At 48.0% G+C, this 20,639-nt stretch carries 18 protein-coding genes; 15 read left to right on the top strand and 3 right to left on the bottom strand.

The genetic code is table 11. The annotated features are described in order from the left end of the window. Positions 1 to 184 precede the first annotated feature (184 nt). The 4 genes from GCU48_RS00820 (at position 185) to GCU48_RS00805 (ending at position 2,993) form a co-directional block, all read left to right on the top strand. Complete coding sequence (locus GCU48_RS00820) at positions 185 to 1,033, top strand: hypothetical protein (RefSeq protein ID WP_244315984.1); 849 nt, start codon at positions 185 to 187, stop codon at positions 1,031 to 1,033. 78 nt (positions 1,034 to 1,111) lie between these two features. Continuing rightward, positions 1,112 to 2,227, top strand: coding sequence for an aminopeptidase (locus GCU48_RS00815; protein WP_025717798.1), 1,116 nt, complete (start codon positions 1,112 to 1,114; stop codon positions 2,225 to 2,227). Positions 2,228 to 2,318: 91 nt separating this feature from the next. Beyond that, positions 2,319 to 2,561, top strand: a complete 243-nt coding sequence (locus GCU48_RS00810; RefSeq protein ID WP_152378729.1) for an HPr family phosphocarrier protein — start codon at positions 2,319 to 2,321, stop codon at positions 2,559 to 2,561. 141 nt (positions 2,562 to 2,702) lie between these two features. Continuing rightward, positions 2,703 to 2,993 (top strand): Fpa/YlaN family protein, encoded by a 291-nt coding sequence (locus tag GCU48_RS00805; protein WP_007431028.1) that lies wholly within the window; start codon positions 2,703 to 2,705, stop codon positions 2,991 to 2,993. Positions 2,994 to 3,231: 238 nt separating this feature from the next. Here GCU48_RS00805 and cax read toward each other — a convergent pair whose 3' ends face one another. Next, positions 3,232 to 4,302, bottom strand: coding sequence for a calcium/proton exchanger (cax, locus tag GCU48_RS00800; RefSeq protein ID WP_152378728.1), 1,071 nt, complete (start codon positions 4,300 to 4,302; stop codon positions 3,232 to 3,234). Between the two features lie 193 nt (positions 4,303 to 4,495). On the opposite strand from cax, the gene GCU48_RS00795 reads away from it, so the two are divergent. Then, positions 4,496 to 4,861: an Asp23/Gls24 family envelope stress response protein gene (locus GCU48_RS00795; protein WP_025717795.1), complete on the top strand. Its 366-nt coding sequence runs from the start codon at positions 4,496 to 4,498 to the stop codon at positions 4,859 to 4,861. Positions 4,862 to 4,951: 90 nt separating this feature from the next. Here the strand turns inward: GCU48_RS00795 and ftsW are convergent, their stop codons facing one another. After that, positions 4,952 to 6,208 (bottom strand): putative lipid II flippase FtsW, encoded by a 1,257-nt coding sequence (gene ftsW / locus GCU48_RS00790; protein ID WP_152378727.1) that lies wholly within the window; start codon positions 6,206 to 6,208, stop codon positions 4,952 to 4,954. Positions 6,209 to 6,462: 254 nt separating this feature from the next. Between ftsW and GCU48_RS00785 the strand changes: the two genes are divergently transcribed. The 9 genes from GCU48_RS00785 (at position 6,463) to GCU48_RS00745 (ending at position 15,674) form a co-directional block, all read left to right on the top strand. Then, positions 6,463 to 7,656, top strand: a complete 1,194-nt coding sequence (locus GCU48_RS00785; protein WP_025717793.1) for a M20 metallopeptidase family protein — start codon at positions 6,463 to 6,465, stop codon at positions 7,654 to 7,656. Positions 7,657 to 7,734: 78 nt separating this feature from the next. Then, positions 7,735 to 8,163: a CBS domain-containing protein gene (locus tag GCU48_RS00780; protein ID WP_025717792.1), complete on the top strand. Its 429-nt coding sequence runs from the start codon at positions 7,735 to 7,737 to the stop codon at positions 8,161 to 8,163. 147 nt (positions 8,164 to 8,310) lie between these two features. Then, on the top strand, positions 8,311 to 10,092 hold the full coding sequence (locus tag GCU48_RS00775) for a DNA repair helicase XPB (protein ID WP_152378726.1): 1,782 nt from the start codon (positions 8,311 to 8,313) through the stop codon (positions 10,090 to 10,092). 6 nt (positions 10,093 to 10,098) lie between these two features. Continuing rightward, positions 10,099 to 12,105, top strand: coding sequence for a helicase-associated domain-containing protein (locus tag GCU48_RS00770; protein ID WP_152378725.1), 2,007 nt, complete (start codon positions 10,099 to 10,101; stop codon positions 12,103 to 12,105). Positions 12,106 to 12,209: 104 nt separating this feature from the next. After that, positions 12,210 to 12,650 (top strand): YlbF/YmcA family competence regulator, encoded by a 441-nt coding sequence (locus GCU48_RS00765; protein ID WP_025717789.1) that lies wholly within the window; start codon positions 12,210 to 12,212, stop codon positions 12,648 to 12,650. Positions 12,651 to 12,687: 37 nt separating this feature from the next. After that, a complete protein-coding gene (locus tag GCU48_RS00760; RefSeq protein WP_152382065.1) occupies positions 12,688 to 12,948 on the top strand; it encodes a YlbG family protein in 261 nt (86 codons plus the stop codon). Positions 12,949 to 13,177: 229 nt separating this feature from the next. Then, positions 13,178 to 13,615 (top strand): hypothetical protein, encoded by a 438-nt coding sequence (locus GCU48_RS00755; protein WP_025717787.1) that lies wholly within the window; start codon positions 13,178 to 13,180, stop codon positions 13,613 to 13,615. A 233-nt stretch (positions 13,616 to 13,848) separates the two neighbouring features. Beyond that, positions 13,849 to 14,805 (top strand): selenium metabolism-associated LysR family transcriptional regulator, encoded by a 957-nt coding sequence (locus tag GCU48_RS00750; RefSeq protein ID WP_152378724.1) that lies wholly within the window; start codon positions 13,849 to 13,851, stop codon positions 14,803 to 14,805. 62 nt (positions 14,806 to 14,867) lie between these two features. Further along, a complete protein-coding gene (locus GCU48_RS00745) occupies positions 14,868 to 15,674 on the top strand; it encodes a PHP domain-containing protein (protein ID WP_425280864.1) in 807 nt (268 codons plus the stop codon). 89 nt (positions 15,675 to 15,763) lie between these two features. On the opposite strand, the gene GCU48_RS00740 is transcribed toward GCU48_RS00745, so the two are convergent. Then, positions 15,764 to 17,509 carry an Rqc2 family fibronectin-binding protein gene (locus GCU48_RS00740; protein ID WP_152378722.1) on the bottom strand — a complete coding sequence of 582 codons (1,746 nt, stop codon included), beginning with the start codon at positions 17,507 to 17,509 and terminating at the stop codon, positions 15,764 to 15,766. A gap of 229 nt (positions 17,510 to 17,738) precedes the next feature. On the opposite strand from GCU48_RS00740, the gene GCU48_RS00735 reads away from it, so the two are divergent. Next, on the top strand, positions 17,739 to 20,537 hold the full coding sequence (locus GCU48_RS00735) for a calcium-translocating P-type ATPase, SERCA-type (RefSeq protein ID WP_152378721.1): 2,799 nt from the start codon (positions 17,739 to 17,741) through the stop codon (positions 20,535 to 20,537). Positions 20,538 to 20,639: the final 102 nt, after the last annotated feature.

Genomic DNA, 20,639 nt, shown 5'->3' with positions numbered 1-20,639 from the left:
CTTTTGGAATGTTCTCTTTTTTGTCCTGCATAACTCATGGCAGACAGGAAATCCTAATCGTAGCTATAACGTGCCTATAAATGAAGCTTGGCCTTGCCACCAATAAGTAAACCAGTAGCATAACTGTCCTGAGCAGGATGCTTGCTCAAGGATTCAGTGATGAATAGAACAGGCGGATGATGAGATGCATTGGCGAAAACAACGGGTTATGCTGGTTTGTATATTTCTTGTGATGTGTTTGTTGAGTGGTTGTGCACTGATGGAGCGGCAAAATACACCTGAGCAGATTTTTAAAAGAGCCGTTGCGGGAATAGCGGGCAAAGAGATGCTGACGTTTACTGGACGGACTGGAGTTAGAGTCGACAACGGCCTGCCTATGAATAAACAGTTTGAATATCGTGGGCGAGTAAGAAATCACGATGAATTGGTCATGAATTGGGGATCTACGGAGGTTTTTCGTAAGAAGGGTGACTACGAAGCACTGAAAAAAGGTAAATTCGAGCAAGGAACACATGCACGGTTTCTTCGTCACCATGGAAAATGGAATGCGATGACATCCGGTTATAGCTCTGTGGCTGGTGAAGGCGTGTTAAATCGCTTTAATCCGATTCAGGAGCTTGAGGAGCTAAGCACGCTAAATAAAACGATTAGTATGGAGGCCAGCGCTGCACGGGGAACCTGGGTTGTGCGGATTGAGCCAGAACCAGCCTCGGCAAAGTATTGGTTGAAAGAACGATTAATGAAAGAAATGAAAACAATAAACCAGCAAATTGTGATATTAGGCACGAAGCATAAACGTCCAAATCAAGAGGTGCAACGAAAGCTGGATCAAGTATGGGCGCAAAGCTATGAGGATTTGAATCGCCAGTTGGAGCATTCCGTTGTGCAGGCTGTGTATCATTTGACTATAGATCGCCAAACGGGCTTACCCTTGAAGCTATCCTCAGAATGCCGAATTTCCCGACAGGAAGCGAATGAAGCAAGGCATGAAGAAGCACTAATTACCAGAGTTGCTTTTGAGGACTACAAGTAATGCAATGGTCATGATACAATGGATTTTGAATTAACCATTGTTCAAAAAAAGAATGAAATAGAGAAGGAGAGACAATTCATGAAAGATCCTAGAATACTTAAATTGGCGGAAAACCTGGTAGGCTACTCGGTTGAAGTACAGCCAGGAGAAAATGTGCTGGTTGAAATGATCGGTGAGGAGCGCGACTTGCTTAATGCCGTCATCCATGAAGTGGGCAAAAAAGGCGGGAATGTCTTTGTTCAGCTTACGGACCGTAAGGTACAAAGCGCCATGCTTCGCCATGCGACAAAGGAAATGCTGGAAACCTGGGCTGAAATTGATCTCAACCGGATGAAGCAAATGCATTGCTACATTGGGATTCGTGCAGGCGAAAATGTAAATGATCTGTCAGATGTACCGGAAGAGAAAATGAAAATGTATAATTCCATTTATCAGCATGCTGTACATAGCGAGCAACGGGTAAAGCATACAAAATGGGTAGTGCTGCGTTATCCGAATGACAGCATGGCTCAATTGGCAAATATTAGCACAGAAGCGTTCGAAGATTTTTATTTCGATGTGTGTAATCTGGACTACGCTAAAATGGACAGAGCACAGGATGCATTGGCAGACCTAATGAATCGGACAGACAAGGTACGGATTAAAGGACCAGGGACGGACCTGAATTTCTCTATCAAGCAAATCGGGGCCGTCAAATGCTCGGGTCAATGCAATATTCCAGATGGCGAAGTCTACAGCGCGCCTGTACGGGACTCCGTGAACGGAACCATTAGCTATAATGCGCAAACACTATATAATGGCATCACCTTCGAGAATGTCAAATTCCGTTTTGAAAATGGTAAAATCGTGGAAGCAACGAGCAACGATACGAAACGACTGAATGATATTCTCGATTCTGACGAGGGTGCACGCTATATTGGCGAATTTGCGATCGGGTTTAACCCACACATTTTACATCCGATGAAGGATATTCTGTTTGATGAGAAGATTGCTGGCAGCTTGCATTTTACACCAGGTCAAGCTTATGAAACAGCGGATAATGGTAACCGGTCTTCGATTCATTGGGATTTGGTGTTGATTCAGCGTCCGGAATATGGTGGCGGAGAGATTTATTTTGATGATGTTTTGATTCGTAAAGATGGCATTTTTGTACGGCCTGAGCTGGAGCCGCTAAATCCAGAAAACTTGAAATAATGATATCTCTTGTTGCTGGGAAAGCGATTTCAATGTATCATTATGAATGAGCAATGATACATGATAATCCAGTAAAGCGAGGGATCTTACTATGTCCAACAATAATGCGGCGGTTGTTGAAATTGCACAGACGGCGAGCAAATTCACTTCATCTATCGTCCTTCATTCCGAAAATAAGTACATTGATGTGAAAAGTATACTGGGCTTATTTACGACCTTGGTCAGCAGCCACAGTTATGAACTGCACGTTCACGGGCCTGATGCTGAAGAAGCCAAAGAAGCCATGATTGAGGTATTCAAGAAGCACGGGCTGCACATTTCAGTAGCTAACTAAATTTATTTATGAAGCAGAAGCATCCCTACCTGTAACTGTAGGGATGCTTTTTTTGTCAGGTTCTTGTATTAGCCTGCAATTTGGTCTAATATTAAGTTTAGGACGTCTTGTGCGACATTGAGACATAGGGGGGAAGAATCCATGACTTCATCTGATTTGCAGGAACAATTGAATATCAAGGCCATTAATCTGCTTCAGGAAGATGCAGATAAAATAAAGAAGCTTATTGAAGTACAGATGGAGAATCTGGCAACCCGTTATTGCCCTCTCTATGAGGAAGTGCTGGATACTCAGATGTACGGATTTTCCAAGGAAGTGGATTTTGCGGTTCGCGCTGGACTTCTTCCGGAAATGGTAGGTAAACAGCTGGTCAGTGAGCTGGAACGCAATCTGGCTATTCTATATGAGGCCATGAATAATAAGGCCAATTAAAAAGACGGTTTGAATGATTGAGAGCATGCGGAATCTGAGAGCATGCTTTTTTTGATACTTTTTTATATAAGGTGCTGCATTAGAACACTCCATATTTCATTTGATCTTAGGATACTATTGCCCCCCAGGATTTCCACCTTAAACATAGGCTTTATTTAAGAAATCCGGAGGCGGTGGCGATGGCGATGGGAAGCACCATCCAACTGCGCAGTGGCACGATAAGAAGCTTTTAAGTTCTTTAAACGAGGAAGAAGGATACACCTAACAAGATATACACGACCAGCAGCATCAGGCCTTCATACCAGTTGGTTGATCCGTCCTGAGTAATGGATTTGGCGATAAATACAGAGACTGCTATGGAGACCAGCTCAATTGTAGTGAACACGATATTCATTGTGTTTCCCATGAAGTAACTGACAAAAATCAGCACAGGGGCAACAAATAGTGCAATTTGCAGACTGCTGCCCACTGCAATTTCGACGGATGCGCCGATTTTGTTTTTCATTGCCAGCAAAATGGCAGCGCTGTGTTCGGCCGCATTCCCAATAATCGCGACGAGGAACGCACCTACGAACAATTCGCTGAGCCCAAACTGGACCGTAAATACCTCCAGTGTTCCTACCAGCCATTCGCTGACAAAAGCGACCATGACAGTAGCAAGCACTAAATAGGCAATGGACTTGTTTCTGGACCAAACGGGGGCATGCTCATGCGGCAATTCTTCATCCTTTTGTTCGGTCACGTCGGCTAAATAGTCTTTATGCGTAATCATTGAAAAAATAAGCCACGCAATATAAGCGACAATGAGCGTACCTGCTACAATAAGGCTGAGCGTATCCGATTCGTTGTCCGTAATGACATGTGTGTTCAGAAAGACAGCCGGGACAAATAAAGCGATCACAGCCACGATCATCAGTGAGCCGCTTAGACCGGCCAGCGAGACATTGAAATTCTGTATCTTGTATTTCATACCGCCTGCAAACAGACTTGCCCCGAGAACCAGCAGCAGATTGCCAATAATGGAGCCGGTAAGACTGGCCTTTACCATATCGTAAAGACCTTCTTTGACAAGAAAGATGGCGATGATCAGCTCGGCTGCGTTTCCAAAGGTGGCATTTAAAAATCCACCCAGACGTTGCCCGGCATAATGTGCTACGCTTTCGGTCGCTTTGCCGAGAAAACCGGCTACGAACACGACAGCGATTGCACAAATGATGAATTGAGCGATTGCGTTCCAATGCGTGTAATGAGCGACTGCGCTAAGAGCAAATGTCGCGATAAGCAAAGCGGGAGATAACCAATTTTTCAATGAAATACACCTCGATATCAATGGATATGTACAAGTTTGGTGAATGCTGTCATTTGTACGGATTTTCTAAATTAATATACCCAAGATGATATAGGTTGTAAACGAAAGTCGTTTTTCATACGTAAAGGTTTGCATTTGCAGTGGCAGAGGCTTTACAATACAAATAAAGGATGCATGAAGGGGGACATAGGTCATGGCAGAGCAAGTTCAACAACTGGAAGCAGGAAACATCAAGATTTCCAACGATGTCGTAGGTAAAATTGCGGGGATGGCCGCACTAGAGACACCGGGCATTGCTGCAATGTCAGGCGGCTTATCGGAAGGCTGGGCCAAAAGGCTGAGCGGTAAAAATGTGCAAAAAGGCGTATCTGTCGAGGTCGGACAGCTCGAAGCTGCCATTGATCTACGTATTATTGTGCTTTACGAAACACCTATTCATGAAGTGTCCCGAATACTTCAGCAAAATGTGCGAGAAGCTGTCGAAAGCATGACGGGTTTGCGGGTCGTGGAAGTGAACGTAAAAGTAGAAGGTGTTGCTTTCAAGGACGATGCGGTATAAAAGAAATCAAAACGAATAGATTGGCGTTTTTCGTCATATGCAAAAGAACTTCCAAAGCCACTGTTGTAAGTGGTCAATGGAAGTTCTTTTTTAACGATAACGATTGGTTCTCCGGGCTTGAAAGCGGTTGGGTACTTCGTTTCGAATAGCTACGCCTGTTGTGCGCTCCTGTACCGCCTGCTTGGTGTTTTCACGAGAAATGCTGAGCATGATGCCCATAGAGAACATCGTGACGAGCAGAGAAGAACCACCAAAGCTGATGAAAGGAAGCGTTACCCCGGTAATGGGAATCGTCTGGGTCACGCCACCAATATTAATGAACGCCTGAATGGCGATCAATCCCATAATGCCTGTACCTACCAACGTCCCGAATGGATCATGGCAACGAAGGGCGATGAGCATGCCTCGCCAAATGAAATACAAATATAGCATCAGAAAGATGGCTGTTCCGATGAATCCGAATTCTTCACCAATGACGGAGAAAATAAAATCATTAAACGAATTGGGCAAATAGTGAAGCTTGATAATGCCTTTGCCAAATCCTGCCCCACTTAGTCCACCGTCCCCTATGGCTTGCAAGGACTGCACCAGATTATAGCCGACACCCAGTTTATATTCCATAGGATTGAGAAAGGCCTGAAAACGTCCGATTTTGTAATCCTGCTTCGCTACCGCCTGTCCATCTGCGCCAGAGTTTCCTCCAAATAACGACCCGATACCAAAAACGATGGAAGCCCCTAAAACGAGCAGGGCGACTGATGCCGTAATATGCTTGATGCTGGCTCCTCCGGCGTAAATAATCAGACCGCTGGTGGCTACCAGAATGAAACAGGAGCCAAAATCGGGTTGAAGCATGATAAGTCCTGCAACAAAACCTACAATGACGGTTACAGGTATGTAGCCAGTCCGCAAATCTCTAAAGCGATCTCCTTTTTTTACGATGAGTGCGGATAAGTACAGAATAATGGAGATTTTCGCAAGCTCCGTTGGCTGGAATCCAATACTGCCAAACCTGAGCCAGCTTTTTGCGCCATTAAGCGAGCCCGTGAAAAGAACGATAACCAACAGCAGGATGGTTATGAAGAACAAAGGCACGAAAAGTTTTTTGTATTTTTCCATCTTAATGTTCATGGTAACCAACATAATGAAAAGTCCTAGTATAGCAAATGCCGCTTGGCGCTTCACAAAATATAAAGAGTCAAAATTGGTTTCTTTATTCAGCAGAGCTACGCTGGAGCTGGCGCTAAATACCATGATTACACCGAATCCAACCAGCAACAAAGTGAGGATCAGCAATTGGAAATCCGGTGTGCCTCTTCTTCGAGTCTCCGGCTTCGTATTTCTCATATCAGCTTCCCCCGGTATTCGCTGCAAGGTATATTGCTTGCAGACGTTATCATTTTATCGTTTGTCCATTTATCATATTATGTTTGATAGGCTTCTGCAACCTTCATGGAGCAACAGATATCGCAACAATTCCATATCTGCTACAATAAGATAAATAATGAAGGCCTGAGGAAGCGGCATATAGGCAAAAAGCTGCAAGATTTATTGCAAATCCGGAGTTTTGCCTGATGCTTTAAAAAGAGAGGTGGAGCAAAATGACACAACATTTGACAGACAAGTCCTGGTTTGATCAATTGCAGGCACATATGGTGGAGTGGCGTAGATATTTACATAAAAATCCTGAAATTTCTTTTCAGGAAAACAACACTGCTGCTTTTGTGGCGGATAAGCTGGAGAGTTGGGGAATTGAGGTTCGTCGTCAGGTCGGAGGACACGGTGTTGTCGGGACTATTCGTGGCGCCAAGCCTGGACCTGTCGTGATGTTGCGTGCAGATATGGATGCTCTTCCGATTCAGGATGAGAAGGAGTGTGAATATCGCTCTAGCGTGGATGGGGCGATGCATGCTTGCGGACATGACGGGCATACCTCCGTATTGCTGGGAACGGCATACTATTTTAGTCTGAACCGTGATGAGCTGGCAGGAGAAATCCGGTTGTTATTCCAGCCTGCGGAGGAATTGCTGCCTGGCGGTGCAGTTAATGTAATCAAAGAGGGCGAGCTGGAAGGTGTAGATGTCATTTACGGCATTCATTTATGGACACCATTTCCGGTTGGGACGGCTGCTAGCTGCGCAGGACCGCTGATGGCGGCAGCAGATGATTTTTATATTGAGATTACAGGTAAGGGTGGGCATGGTGGTATGCCTCAGTCCACTCACGATAGTGTGGTAGCGGGTTCAGCGCTCGTAATGCAGCTGCAAAGTATTGTAAGCCGTTCAGTCGACCCATTGCGACCGGCTGTATTGACAGTGGGGACCATTCAAGGAGGCTTTGCGCAAAATGTGATCGCGGAAACCTGCCGCTTGAGTGGAACGGTCCGTACGTTTGATGAGGAAACGCGCACTGTGATGAAAGAGCGGCTGCATGAGGTGACAGAGCTTACAGCTGCAACATATGGTACAACAGCAAAAATCCGCTATATTATGGGATATCCACCTGTAGTGAATGATGCGTATGAGGCTTCTCGTTTCTTTAAGGAAGCACGACCTGTTTTTGGCGAGGGGAATGTAAAAGAGGCGTCGAAGCTCATGCCTGCCGAAGATTTTGCTTATTATTTGGAACGTGTGCCGGGCTGCTTCATGTTCGTGGGGGCGGGGAACCCAGCTAAAAATGCGGTGTATCCGCATCATCACCCCAAATTTGATTTTGATGAAGACGCTATGATCCATGCGGTTCGTTTGTTTATTGCGATGTCCACCGGATATGCAGCGGAACGAAATGTTGGATAAGTTGACCGGGGACGGATTAAATCGGAGTATGAGCTTAATAAAATGGGGTAACCTACTCTTGAAAAGGAGGGAGTACCCATGAAAAAGGTTCAGGAAGTTATGACTAAAAAATGCGTAACGGTGACCCCACAGGACAATATTTATGAGGTTGCAGTCAAAATGAAGGACAATGATACCGGTTTTATACCAGTTGTAGAGAAGGAAGGTAGTGACAAGCTGATTGGTGTAATCACGGACCGTGACCTTGTTGTTCGTGGTTATGCGGATAAGCATTCGGGTTCCAGCTCAGTCGATGCGGTTATGACGACAGGTATTCGCACAGCCAGAGCAGACATGTCGGTGGATCAAGCAGCCGAGCTGATGGCAGAGCAGCAAATCCGCCGTTTGCCTGTGACTGAAGGAGATCGTTTGATCGGGATTGTTTCGATTGGCGACTTGGCTGTACGCAATATATTTGCAGACAATGCGGGTGAGGCGCTTAGCCAAATTTCCGAACAGGTTCACTAAAAGAAAAATATGCTTAGGCATTGCTTAGGAGTTCAATCCGAATATGGATTGGACTTCTTGCTATTCCGGCTGGTTTGCCGATAATCGGACAAGCTGTTTATGATATAAATTTGAAATAATGTCTGGTTAGATTGATGGGAGGAAACTATGAATCCAGAATATCCTTGTATTGTACAACGCGATTTTACCATTCTGCTGGAAATGGGCTTGCCGCGTTCGGAGTATGCTCGTTCACAACTGCAAATTTACGCAGAGCTGGTTAAAAGCCCGTCCGCTTTTCATACATATCGTATCACTCCATTGTCATTGTGGAATGCGGCTGCCCTCGGGTGGAGTGCAGAGCACATTCAAAATAGTCTGCAGTCTATGTCTCGTTGGGAAATTCCGCGTGATTTGTTAAAGGATATGGAACAGCTCGTTTCTCGATATGGAACGTTAACGCTGTCACGGGCAAGTACGGAAGATGTACAAGCTACAAGTGGGGAGATGAAGACGGGTACAGTCGACAGCTACACAATGGATGATCGCTTGTTCCTGACAGCAGACACCCCGGCTTTACTGGAGGAGCTACTGATCAAGCAGGAGCTAAAGCAGCTTGGGTTGCTTCGCACTGGTGAGGTGAGCGCTTCTGTACCGCCTGAAAATCGCGGCTTGCTCAAGCAGGAATTAACTCGATTGGGGTATCCAGTTGTCGATACGGCCGGATATCTGGAGGGAAATCAGCTCCATTTTTCCTTGGGGCAGGGACAAGCAAAGCTGCAGCTTCGTGATTATCAAATTGAGGCTGCTGATGCGTTTGAAGGAGCTGACGGCTTGGGTGGCAGCGGTGTGCTGGTGCTCCCATGCGGAGCGGGTAAAACAGTGATTGGCATGGCAGTGATGGATCGGCTTCAGTGTGAAGTGCTTATTTTAACCTCGAATACCACCTCTGTTCGCCAATGGATTGAGGAGTTGAAGCAAAAGACGGATATTCCGGTTGATTTGATCGGGGAATACAGTGGTCAGAAAAAAGAGGTACGCCCGATTACGGTGGCAACCTACCAGATTTTGACGCATCGTCGCAGCAAAGGCGGGGAGTTTGAGCATATGAAGCTGCTGAGTGAGCGGAAGTGGGGACTTATTGTATACGATGAGGTGCATTTGCTGCCTGCGCCAGTCTTTCGGGCGACAGCAGATATTCAGGCCACCCGTCGTTTGGGCTTGACGGCCACACTGGTTCGGGAGGACGGCTGTGAGCGGGATGTGTTCTCTTTAATTGGACCGAAGCGGTACGATATGCCTTGGAAGGAGCTGGAGCGGCAGGGCTGGATCGCTCAGGTCGATTGTGTGGAGCTGAGGCTTCCGATGACAGGTGAACTGTTGGAACGCAGCATGCGTGCCGAAGGCAGACAGCAGTACCGGATTGCGGCCGAAAATCCGGCCAAGCTGGAAGCAGTGCGTAGCCTGATGCAGCGGCACAGCGGCTTGCCTACGCTGATCATCGGTCAATATTTGGACCAATTGCGTATGTTGGCTCAGGAACTGGGCGTGCCGTTAATTACCGGGTCTATGAGCCAGACCGAACGGATACGTTGGTTTGATGCGTTTCGCAAGGGGACCATTCGGACTTTACTTGTATCCAAGGTGGCAAACTTTGCGGTGGATTTGCCGGATGCGGCCGTAGCTATAGAGGTATCAGGTAGTTTTGGCTCCCGTCAGGAGGAGGCGCAACGACTTGGTCGTATTTTAAGACCAAAGCCCGGTGAGAATAAAGCTTATTTTTATGCGCTTGTGACAGAGAACAGTAAGGAGACCGATTTTGCAGCCCGCCGTCAGCTTTTCCTGATTGAACAGGGCTATGGATATGCAGTCCACAGATTTAATGCTGTAGAAGTTATGGGAAGCCTGGGTGATGAGACTCGCGAGGGTGGAAAGAAAAGGGAGGCGTAATCTAGGATGGACGTAACCAACACGAAGGGCGACTGGAGGGAGCTTACATCGGATGAGTTGTTAGTGCTTAAACGATGCTTGATCCGGCACGCAGGACAGCCCATGAAGGAAGAGGAGCCTTTGCAGCTTACCACGGGAGTGTTAAGCGGTGCCGAAACGAAGCTGGCACTGCACGGATTGCGTGCCCGAGGCTGGATGGAGGCAGTTACTAAATCGTGGGGGGAACGCATTTTATATATCCCGATTCAACGGCTACCTGATTTGTACGATATGCTGTTAGAGCAAAGTACAATGAATGTGGTCCATACGGATTATCCAGTGGCTGTACATGAAGCGATAACAGGGCTGGAGGCAGAGTTGCTGCACACACTGTCACGTATTGCTGTGCAGGGAGTTCCTTTGACGGCTAAGGGAACCATACATAAGCGATCATTGCAAAAATTGAACGAACTGACTCCCTTTCATCCGGAGGATCTGGTGGGGCTTGGCTTGCAGTACGCGCATTCCGATCTGTATCCGGTGCAAACGGCGATAATGATGGATTTGCTGCTGAGCCTGGGTCTGCTGGTAAAGGAGGCGGTGTCTTTTCGCATTCAGGAAGCAGAACTGGCGGCTTGGATTCAATTGTCTGCTTGGCAAATGCGCAAGCATATTTTTAATACCCTCATGGAAAGATACGGCAAGGCGGAAGCGTCTATGCAGCATTTTCGATACATGCTGTGCGCTGCTTCCCGGTATGCAGGAGCTGAGGGCTGGATGCCTGTCAAGTCGTTGCTGCAATGGATGCTTCAGGTGGGTCTGATCTCACAGGAGAGGTTGAATGGAGCGGGCTCCCAAACCAGTGCCCCTATGGAATTTTCTGCTGGACCCAAAAGTTCTGAAGCATTTGAGGATGAGATCAAAGGCTGGCTGAAGGCCCTGACCGCTTTTGGAATGGGTGATTGGGGACTAAACGCATTGGGCGAATTGTGCTTTCGCTGGAATATATCGCCTCTGGATATGCTTCGGCAATATAAGGATGAGAAAGAGGCTGGCAATCAAGAGCGGGGAACCTTTTACATACAGCCAGATTTTGAAATATTGGTGCCACCGGAGGTAGCTTATGACGTTCGCTGGCGGCTGGAATGCTGCTGTGAACGTGTGACAGGGGATCGGATGGCAATATACCGTATCACGAGAGAAAGTGTTACAGAGGCAATTGAACTGGGCATGGAGGCCCAAGCAATTTTTGCCCTTCTGGATAAGTACAGCCGGACAGGTGTACCTGATCATGTGCGTGTGGCTCTGGAGCAGTGGGCAGGTGATGTCGGACGAACGGCATTTGCGACGGTAACACTTCTGCGATGTGGTACACATGAGGATGCAGATACTGTTGCACGCCATCCCGGGTTGGAAGGATTGCTTGAACGGATCGGCGAACGGGACTTTATTATTCCGGGACACTCGACTGCCAAAATCCGCAAGACGCTTGCTGCCATTGGATTGAGTCCACGCCGGGAGCCGGAAGGTGTTGACGAGCCCATCCACCGTTATCCGCTGGTAGACGAAACAGATCACACAAGCTCAGGCAGTCCTGACAGTGAAATTCGTCCAAATGAGATGACGGTTAATAATGACACAGCCGGGTCTATATTTTCCCAGGAGGGGAGGGCCGGTCTGGTTTATACCGGAAGAACACTCCACTTTTATGAGCGGGAGCATACACCACCTGATCCACTCGACTATTTTCCAGAAAGCTCCGCAGTGCCCTCCTCATGGACAAAAGAATGGAGAAGCTATCATGTGTCCACTGCCCGGCAGTTGATTGAACAAGCGATTCGTTGGCAGACAGCGGTGGGACTGCGAATCGGTGGGGAAGAGGTTAAATGGATACCGGAATCGGTGATTCCCGGTGAACCATGGAGTGTCATGGGCTGGTATGCGTCTGGAGAAGATGCTAAAGCACCAATTCGCGAGACTTTGCAGCCAGGTGAGTGGTCAGGCATGAGACTGCTGGTTCCTTTTACACTATAGAGCCGGCAAGTGCATGAAACTCCTTCTTCTCAAAAGGAGGATGTGGTATGATTAATGAGTCTACTTTACCAGGTAGAACTTTAGATAAAGTGAGATGAACATTCATGAGCGTAGCCGAATTGAATACGGTCAATATGGCAGAAGTGCTTATTAACGCCTATGAATTGGGCGATATGGTCAACCGGTCCTTTGAGGTATCGGATTATTTATATTGGAAGCAGCGTGTGGATATGAATCCATCTATTCAGGCGTGTGTACGAAAGCTGGACGCCAAAAAGGAGTTATTCGCGGAAACAGAGCGCTTTGGACATTTTCACCCGAATTATCATGAAGCTAAAGACGCAGTGAAGGTCGTTGAGCTGGAGCTGGAACAATTCCAGGAAGTAATGGAGTTCAAGCGGGCAGAAAAGGCGCTGGATGATATGCTTCATGCTATGTCCGAAACGATTGCATATTCCGTGTCCGACACGATTAAGGTGCCAAGCAATGATCCGAATGTGAAAAAGGGTGGATGCGGTAGCGGAGGCAAGTGCTCCTGCGGATAGGCCATAGGATGATAGCGACGGAGGGGAGATGAAGCGAATGTTTGCTGAGCGGACAGGGTACATCATTTGGGTAAGCGATATCAAGGCTGCCCGCAATTTGGAGAAATACGGGAATGTCCACTATATTTCAAGGCGTATGCATTATGTAGTCATTTATATGAATGCGGATCGGGCAGAGGATACCGTAAAAAATATTCGCAGACTTTCCTATGTGCGCAAGATCGAACGCTCTTTCCGAAATGAAATTAGGACAGAGTATAACGACGATAAGGAAAAGATGAAAGAATATGAAGTATAAGCTTCAAATGTATATAAATTGTAAATGAATTTAAAAAAAGTCAGCCTAGGGGCTGGCTTTTTTTATAAATCCAGGACTTTTGCATAATGGTCTTAATGCTGTTAGACCTAAAAATCTTTAAAAACCAGCCATAAACTTCAATTCTGTAACTTGTAGTCCCGGGTCTGTTGAGGTAACATATGAATATATTGGTAGATATAAAGACCTATCTGGTGGGGAGAGTGATCCCGTGCGTGACAAGGCAATGCAGCGATGGAGTACATACGAACCGTTCTACGTAGAGATGGGCGATAAAAAAGTTGCTGATATCGTGATTACAAATCATGCAAAAACACGTTACTTAGATCGGGTAGAGCAGAAACAGTCCGAGACGAATCATATCGCCGCCTGGCTTTGGGAATGTCTGAAGCAAAACAGGATGGAGTCCTACTATCATAACGAAGAGGATGTTTATTTAATTGATGGTGATCTGGTCGTCGTGGCCGAATTTGGTGAGTTGCCAGGCGAGATGGATATTGCGGGGAATCCGCTCCACAAGATGATTGTCATTACCTTTTTGGGCCGGATGTCGGAGACAATTGAATTAAGGGACTTGAAGTCCTACTATTCATGGCTACGTCATTCGAGGCGTATGACATTGATGAAAAGCACTCGCAAGCAAAAATAGTTGGTAAACATAGTCGGTAATGGATCAGACGGTTCCGGATGAAAAAGTCTTCAAATTCACTGGAATACTGTCAGGTGTGTAGAAGTATGCAGGTATCAGCTGCATACTTTTTTATTTTTATGGATTGTAAAAGAATAAAACCACCCAATTCAGTGAGTTTTCTTGGGAATTCGTGAACAGACGTTTTTCTTATGTTAAAATAGGGAGACTAGAGAGGGGAGAGGGCGGTCAGTATGAACTTTCATCAGCTGCACATCTTTTATACGGTAGCGGAGCGGGGAAGCTTCTCGGCGGCGGCGCAAGCGCTGCATATGACGCAACCCGCCGTAACTATGCAAATTCAGTCTTTGGAGGACTATTTTGGAACAAAGCTGCTACACCGATCGACTAAAAAAATCGAGCTTTCGGAGGCAGGAGCGACATTACTGCCTTTTGCCAAAAAAAGCATGCAACTGATCCGGGAAGCAGACGAGGCGATGTCTGCTTTTACTCACATGCTGGAGGGAAGATTGCATATTGGTGCAAGCCTTACGATTGGTGAGTATATTGTGCCAAGAATGTTGGGGCCGTTTGGTCAAGAGTACCCTCATATACGTATGGCGATGAATGTGATGAATACGACTCAAATTATGGATGACATACTAAAGCATCAGTTGAATTTAGGGCTAATCGAGGCACCGGTCCAGCATCCGGATATTGTGGTGGAGCCTGTGATGCAGGACGAGCTGAAACTAATTGTTCCTTCGGGACATGTACTGGCCAAGGCTAAAAAAGTGGTACTGGAGGATGTATTTAAGCATCCTTTTATAGCCCGAGAAAAAGGATCTGGTACACGTCAGGTCATAGAGGACGGACTGAAAAGTCGTGGTGCGGATGCCTCCCGGCTTGCTATCGTTATGGAGATGGGCAGCACTGGGGCGGTCAAATCGGCGGTAGAGGCTGGACTCGGGATTACCATGCTATCGCCTTCTTCGGTGAAGCATGAGGTTGAACTCGGATTGCTGAAAATCGTAAATATTGCAGATATTACCTTCAAGCGAAAATTTTATGCCATTCATCTGAAATCGGCGCTGCTGCCGATTCCGGCGGTGACCTTCCTGTCCTACCTGCGCCGCCACGATCAGGAAGCAGAGGTGTTCGGCGAGTCGCCAGACGATCCGACAATACAGAAAGAGGAGGAGAGCTTGTAGTGAAGGAGCATACCCACTTGAAACGATATGATTTGCATACCCATACTCAAGCATCGGACGGGATGCAGCCACCTGCGGATAATGTTCGCTGGGCTAAGGAAAAAGGGCTGGCGGGTGTGGCGATTACAGACCATGATACGGTGGCTGGGCTGGAGGAAGCTCTAGAAGAGGGGCGGCATACAGGAATTACCGTAATACCAGGTATAGAAATCAGTACACGGGCTGGTGGCAAGGATATTCATATACTCGGCTATTATATGGATTACCGCAATAAAGTGTTTTTGGAGCGGTTGGAAAAGCTGCGTCAGGCGCGGGATACTCGCAATGATTTGATTTTGAGTCGATTGCGCAGTCTGGGGGTGGACATCACGCTGGAAGAGGTAGTGGCCACGATGGGCAGACCGCTGGCACCGGATGAAAGCATTGGACGTCCGCATATGGCGGATACGCTGGTTCAAAAAGGATATGCGAAGGATATGCGGGATGCGTTTGAGCGATATTTGGCAGAGGGGGCGCCCGGCTACGTGTCTGTACCCCGTGTAGCGCCTGCGGAGGCCATCAGCTGGATTCGCGAGGCGGGAGGCGCGCCTGTGGTTGCCCATCCAGGTTTGTATGGGGACGATGAGCTCGTTCGCTCCATCATAGAGGAAGCAAAGCCTGCGGGCTTGGAGGTACGGCATTCGGACCATGATGCTGCGGATGAGAGTCGATATGCCGCAATGGCGGCGCACCACGGGCTTATCGCCACTGGCGGATCGGATTTTCACGGTGCACGCCAAGGTGTTATTTTCCATGGTGATCTGGGCAGTCGTAGTGTGAATGATCAGACCGTCGAGCAATTGAGAAAGGCTGCTGCTGAACAAAAGTAAAGGAAAAGCCCCTGTCTTATCTATGGAACACTTGAAGTGTACCCGACTCAAGACTAGGGGCTTTTTGTGATTTAATTTGCTAGTGACCTTTAGCTGTTTTTGAAACGATTGGGTAGTGATTTGACCAGCTCTTCATCTGGGGTGATAAAGAGCGTGCGCTGATGATCATAGATGACAAAGCCCGGCTTGGCTCCGCTCGGCTTACGCACATACCGAATCAAGGTGGCATCTACAGGCACGCTGCTGGACTGCTTTGCCTGGCTAAAGTAGGCAGCGAGCTGAGCTGCCTCCTCCAACGTAGCATCCCCAAATTGCTCTGCACGAATTACAACGTGTGACCCTGGAATATCCTTGGTATGCAGCCAGGTGTCATTTGGCCCGGCCAGTCGGTTTGTGACATATTCATTTTGCAGGTTGTTTTTGCCGACCAGTAGCTCAATACCCTCGGATGACATATAAACGTGCAAGGTAGGACGGTCATTTTTCTTTTTTTTCTTCCCTTTTTTGACCCGGTCTCTGAGATATCCCTGCTGTACCAGTTCTTCACGTATTTCTTCAATGTCGTTCATGGAGGCATGGGCTAGCTGCTGAAGCAGATTGTCCATATACTTGATTTCTTCATGTGTCTTTTCCAATTGCTCGTCTATGACAGCCAGACTGTTCTTATACTTATTATACTTTTTAAAATACCGTTGCGCATTATCCGATGGACCCAGCAACGGGTCTAGAGGGATCGCTACCTGACTCTGCTCCTCATCATAAAAATTGGTAAGCGTTACTTCTTTGTCGCCCTTTTTTACTTCATGCAGTGAAGCGAACAGCAGCTCCCCGTAAATGCGAAATTGATCGGCATCTTCCGCTTCGGCCAAATCCTGGTGAAGATAGTCGAGTTTTTTGACATTTTTGCTTCGCTCATTTTGCAGAAAACGCAGCAGGTCACTGACCTTTTGCTTAACCGTATCCCTTTCTGCTTTTTCACCGAAAAAATCCTCCATACATTTACTGATCGTAGCGTATTCCTTGCGCTCTCCCTGAATCAATGTAAGAGGAACGACTGAAAATATGGCTTTTTCCTGTGCATTCAAACCGGATACTGGCTGAAAACGATGATTCCGCACGTCATCCATCATGTGACTGAATGTACTCCATAGCTGACGATGATCGTCATCAGATGCTTTGTTGGATACTCGGTTCAGTATTTCCTCTGCAATGAGGGGACTGAGTCCGGTAAAAGTATTCACGATCCAGCGTTTTGGTGCTTCTCCAGCCTCGATAGCTGTTTGATACGAGGAGGCGAAGGAGGCTTCTTCCGTTTCCAGCGGATTCAGCTTGTTTTGTTCAGGAGGCTCCGTGTATTGAAAGCCGGGCATAATGACCCGATAGCTGCTAATTGATGGTGTGACATGATGGATGCCGTCCAATATAACACCTGTTTCCGGGTCGAGTAAAATAATATTGCTGTGCCTGCCCATCAGCTCAATGATAATCCGCTTGAATGAAATATCTCCAAGTTCGTCGCGCTGACGCACATCCATGTGAATGATGCGCTCCATACCCACCTGAGTAATATTCTCGATGATGCCGCCTTCACAATGCTTGCGAAGAAGCATACAAAACATAGGTGCTTCTGTCGGATTGAGAAAGCTTTGTTCTGTAAAATGTACGCGCGGGAATGTCGGATTAGCCGACAGCAGCAGCTTTATGCTACCGCCTTGCGCCCGCATATTCAGCACCATATCGTGATCGTTTGGCTGATGTATTTTGTTAATGCGTCCGCCCCGAATGCCTTGCAGCTCGTGTACAATAGCGCGGGTTACGATACCGTCCAATGCCATAATGTATGTTCTCCTTTGAAGCCAATATATTTTCGCCTTCCTACTATGATACATAAATTTGGGACAAAACTTAAGCGGCTTTGTGATATTTCAGGTCCTGTCCGAATAGATTGAATCTAGAAAGTCTGTCCTGCTTATCAGCATTCGCGGCACAAAATGTAATAACGGGCAGCCATCCTAGGCACAACCGACGGTAACGGACTATCTGACCGGGAGGGAATTGGGGAGAATGGAACAAGCACATTGGCATCAACTAAGCAATGAACAGCTTTCAACAAGTCTGGATGTCGACCCGAAGCAGGGTCTTTCGGAGGAACAGATTGCACAGCGCAGAGAAAGGGCGGGGTGGAATGAGCTGAGCGAGGGGAAGCGTGTTTCGGCTTTCCTGCTGCTCCTCAATCAGTTCAAGGATTTTATGATGCTCGTACTGATGGGGGCAACCCTGATCTCCGGCCTGCTCGGTGAATATTTAGACGCGGTTACCATTATTGCTATTGTGGTGTTGAATGGGATTCTCGGCTTTGTGCAGGAATTTAGAGCAGAGCGTTCGTTGCGGGCTTTGAGACAGCTGTCGGCTCCAACTGCCAAAGTACTACGGGGCGGCAAACGGGTGCAGATTCAAGCCAGAGAGCTGGTGCCGGGTGATATCGTCCTGCTCGAGAGTGGTGATCGTATTCCTGCCGATGTAAGGTGGCTGAGTACGAACGGCTGTGATGTGGAGGAATCCGCCTTGACAGGTGAATCGGTTCCGGTGAGTAAGCATTGCCGTCCTATTCATGCCGCTGAGGTACCACTCGGGGATCAAAAAAACATCGGATTTATGGGCACCATGATGACCAGAGGCACTGCACAGGGCATCGTTATTCGTACAGGCATGAGTACAGAAATGGGCAAAATCGCAGACCTGATTGAAAATACGGAGTCGCAGGAGACACCGTTGCAGCACAGGTTGGAGCAATTAGGGAAAATATTGATCATCGTAGCGCTGGCGCTAACGGTGCTCGTTGTCGTAGCAGGCATATTGCATGGTCAGCCAGCCATGAGCATGTTCCTGGCCGGTGTGAGCCTGGCTGTGGCAGCTATACCGGAAGGGTTACCCGCGATTGTAACCATTGCACTCGCCTTGGGAGTACAGCGTATGATCAAACGCAAGGCAATTGTGCGCAAGCTGCCTTCTGTCGAGACGCTAGGCTGTGCGTCTGTCATTTGCTCCGATAAAACCGGTACGCTGACCCAAAATAAAATGACGGTTACCAAACTATGGCTGGATGGTCGTTTCTGGGGAGTTACGGGGGAGGGCTATGATCCACACGGTCATATCATGGATAGAGATCTTCCTGCCGACCTTAAAAACGGACAATCATTGCGTAGGCTGCTGCAAGGCAGTGTACTTTGTAACAATGCGGAGATTGTCCAAGTCGACATTGATGAGCTGCGCGCGAGAAAAAAGACTAAAGAACCGGTGCCGACCGCCGTTTGGGAGCTGAAGGGCGATCCGACGGAGGGAGCCCTTGTCACGCTAGCTGCCAAGGGCGGAGTCACCCGACAAGCCTTATATGAGCTGTACACACGGGAGCGCGAATTCCCTTTTGACTCGGAACGGAAGCGGATGTCGGTGCTCGTGCGCCATCAGGGAGGGCATATTGTCTTTACCAAAGGTGCGCCGGATGTGCTGCTCGGCCAGTGCTCTTACATTTTATGGGAAGGAAATGTCGTTCCCTTGACAGGCACGCTGCGTCAAAAGGTAATGGCAGCCAACGAAGGTATGGCCTCAGAGGCGCTGCGTGTACTTGGCGTCGCATACCGTGATATCCGCTCTCATGAGCATGTCTCCACGGTCGAAGAGGCCGAAGCGCAGCTGATTTTTATCGGCTTGACGGGCATGATTGACCCGCCGCGCCGCGAGGCTCGTGAGGCTATCAGCAGGTGCCGCCGTGCCGGCATTCGCACCGTGATGATTACGGGTGATCACGGCACAACTGCTGAGGCCATTGCCCAGCAGCTCGGCATTTTCCAGCGTGGCTCACATGTGCTGACGGGACAGCAGCTATCTGCGATGGATGATGCGGCGCTGGACAAAGCTGTTGACAGCGTGTCTGTATATGCGCGTGTGTCGCCGGAGCACAAGCTACGCATCGTCAAATCGCTGCAGAGACGCGGACATGTCGTAGCTATGACCGGGGATGGCGTGAATGATGCACCGGCGATCAAAGCGTCGGATATCGGTATTGCAATGGGCATGACGGGAACTGATGTGACCAAAGAAGCAGCTGCGCTTGTGCTGAGCGACGATAATTTCTCGACGATTGTGGCGGCGATTGAGGAAGGACGGAATATTTACGAAAACATTCGTAAATTTATCCGTTATCTGCTTGCCTCCAACGTTGGCGAAATTTTGACGATGTTTTTCGCAATGATGGCCGGGCTGCCGTTGCCGCTGCTTCCGATCCAGATTTTATGGGTCAATCTGGTAACGGATGGCCTTCCAGCGATGGCTCTGGGTGTGGATCAGCCGGAAAAGGATCTGATGGAGCATAAGCCACGCGGTGCAAAGGAAAATATTTTCGCCCGTCGACTGGGCTGGAAAATCATTAGTCGCGGACTGTTAATTGGCTTATGTACGCTTGCCGCCTTCTGGCTGACATTGCGCATTGCACCGGATGACGCAGGACAACTGGTTAAAGCGCAGTCGGTTGCCTTTGCTACGCTGGTCCTGGCACAGTTAATTCATGTATTCGATTGCCGCAGTTCCCGTTCTATTTTCCACCGTAACCCGTTTCAAAACAGCTATCTCGTACTTGCCGTACTGTCATCCATCGTGCTGATGCTGGTGGTCATGTACGTACCTATGCTGCAACCTATTTTCAAAACAGTGCCGCTGGGCTTGCGTGAGTGGGCGCTTTCCATCGTCGCGGCCGGGATTCCGACTTTCCTGATGGGGGCGGGAAGCGTATGGGGCGGTAGACGCAACCGTCGCCATGGCGGAAATAACCGTTTTTCGACAGGACGCACGAAGTTTTCAGCCTAGCATCCGGGTTAGGTATCATCACATGGCTTTCCCGCTCTTGCCCTGTATGCTATCATGGGAATAAAGCTTTACGAGGAGCATGAGATTAGCAGCAACGGCGGA

The organism is Paenibacillus brasilensis (assembly GCF_009363115.1).
Classification (GTDB): Bacteria; Bacillota; Bacilli; order Paenibacillales; family Paenibacillaceae; genus Paenibacillus; species Paenibacillus brasilensis.
Note: the sequence above shows the minus strand (reverse complement) of the source record. Positions and strands in the feature narration are given on the sequence as shown.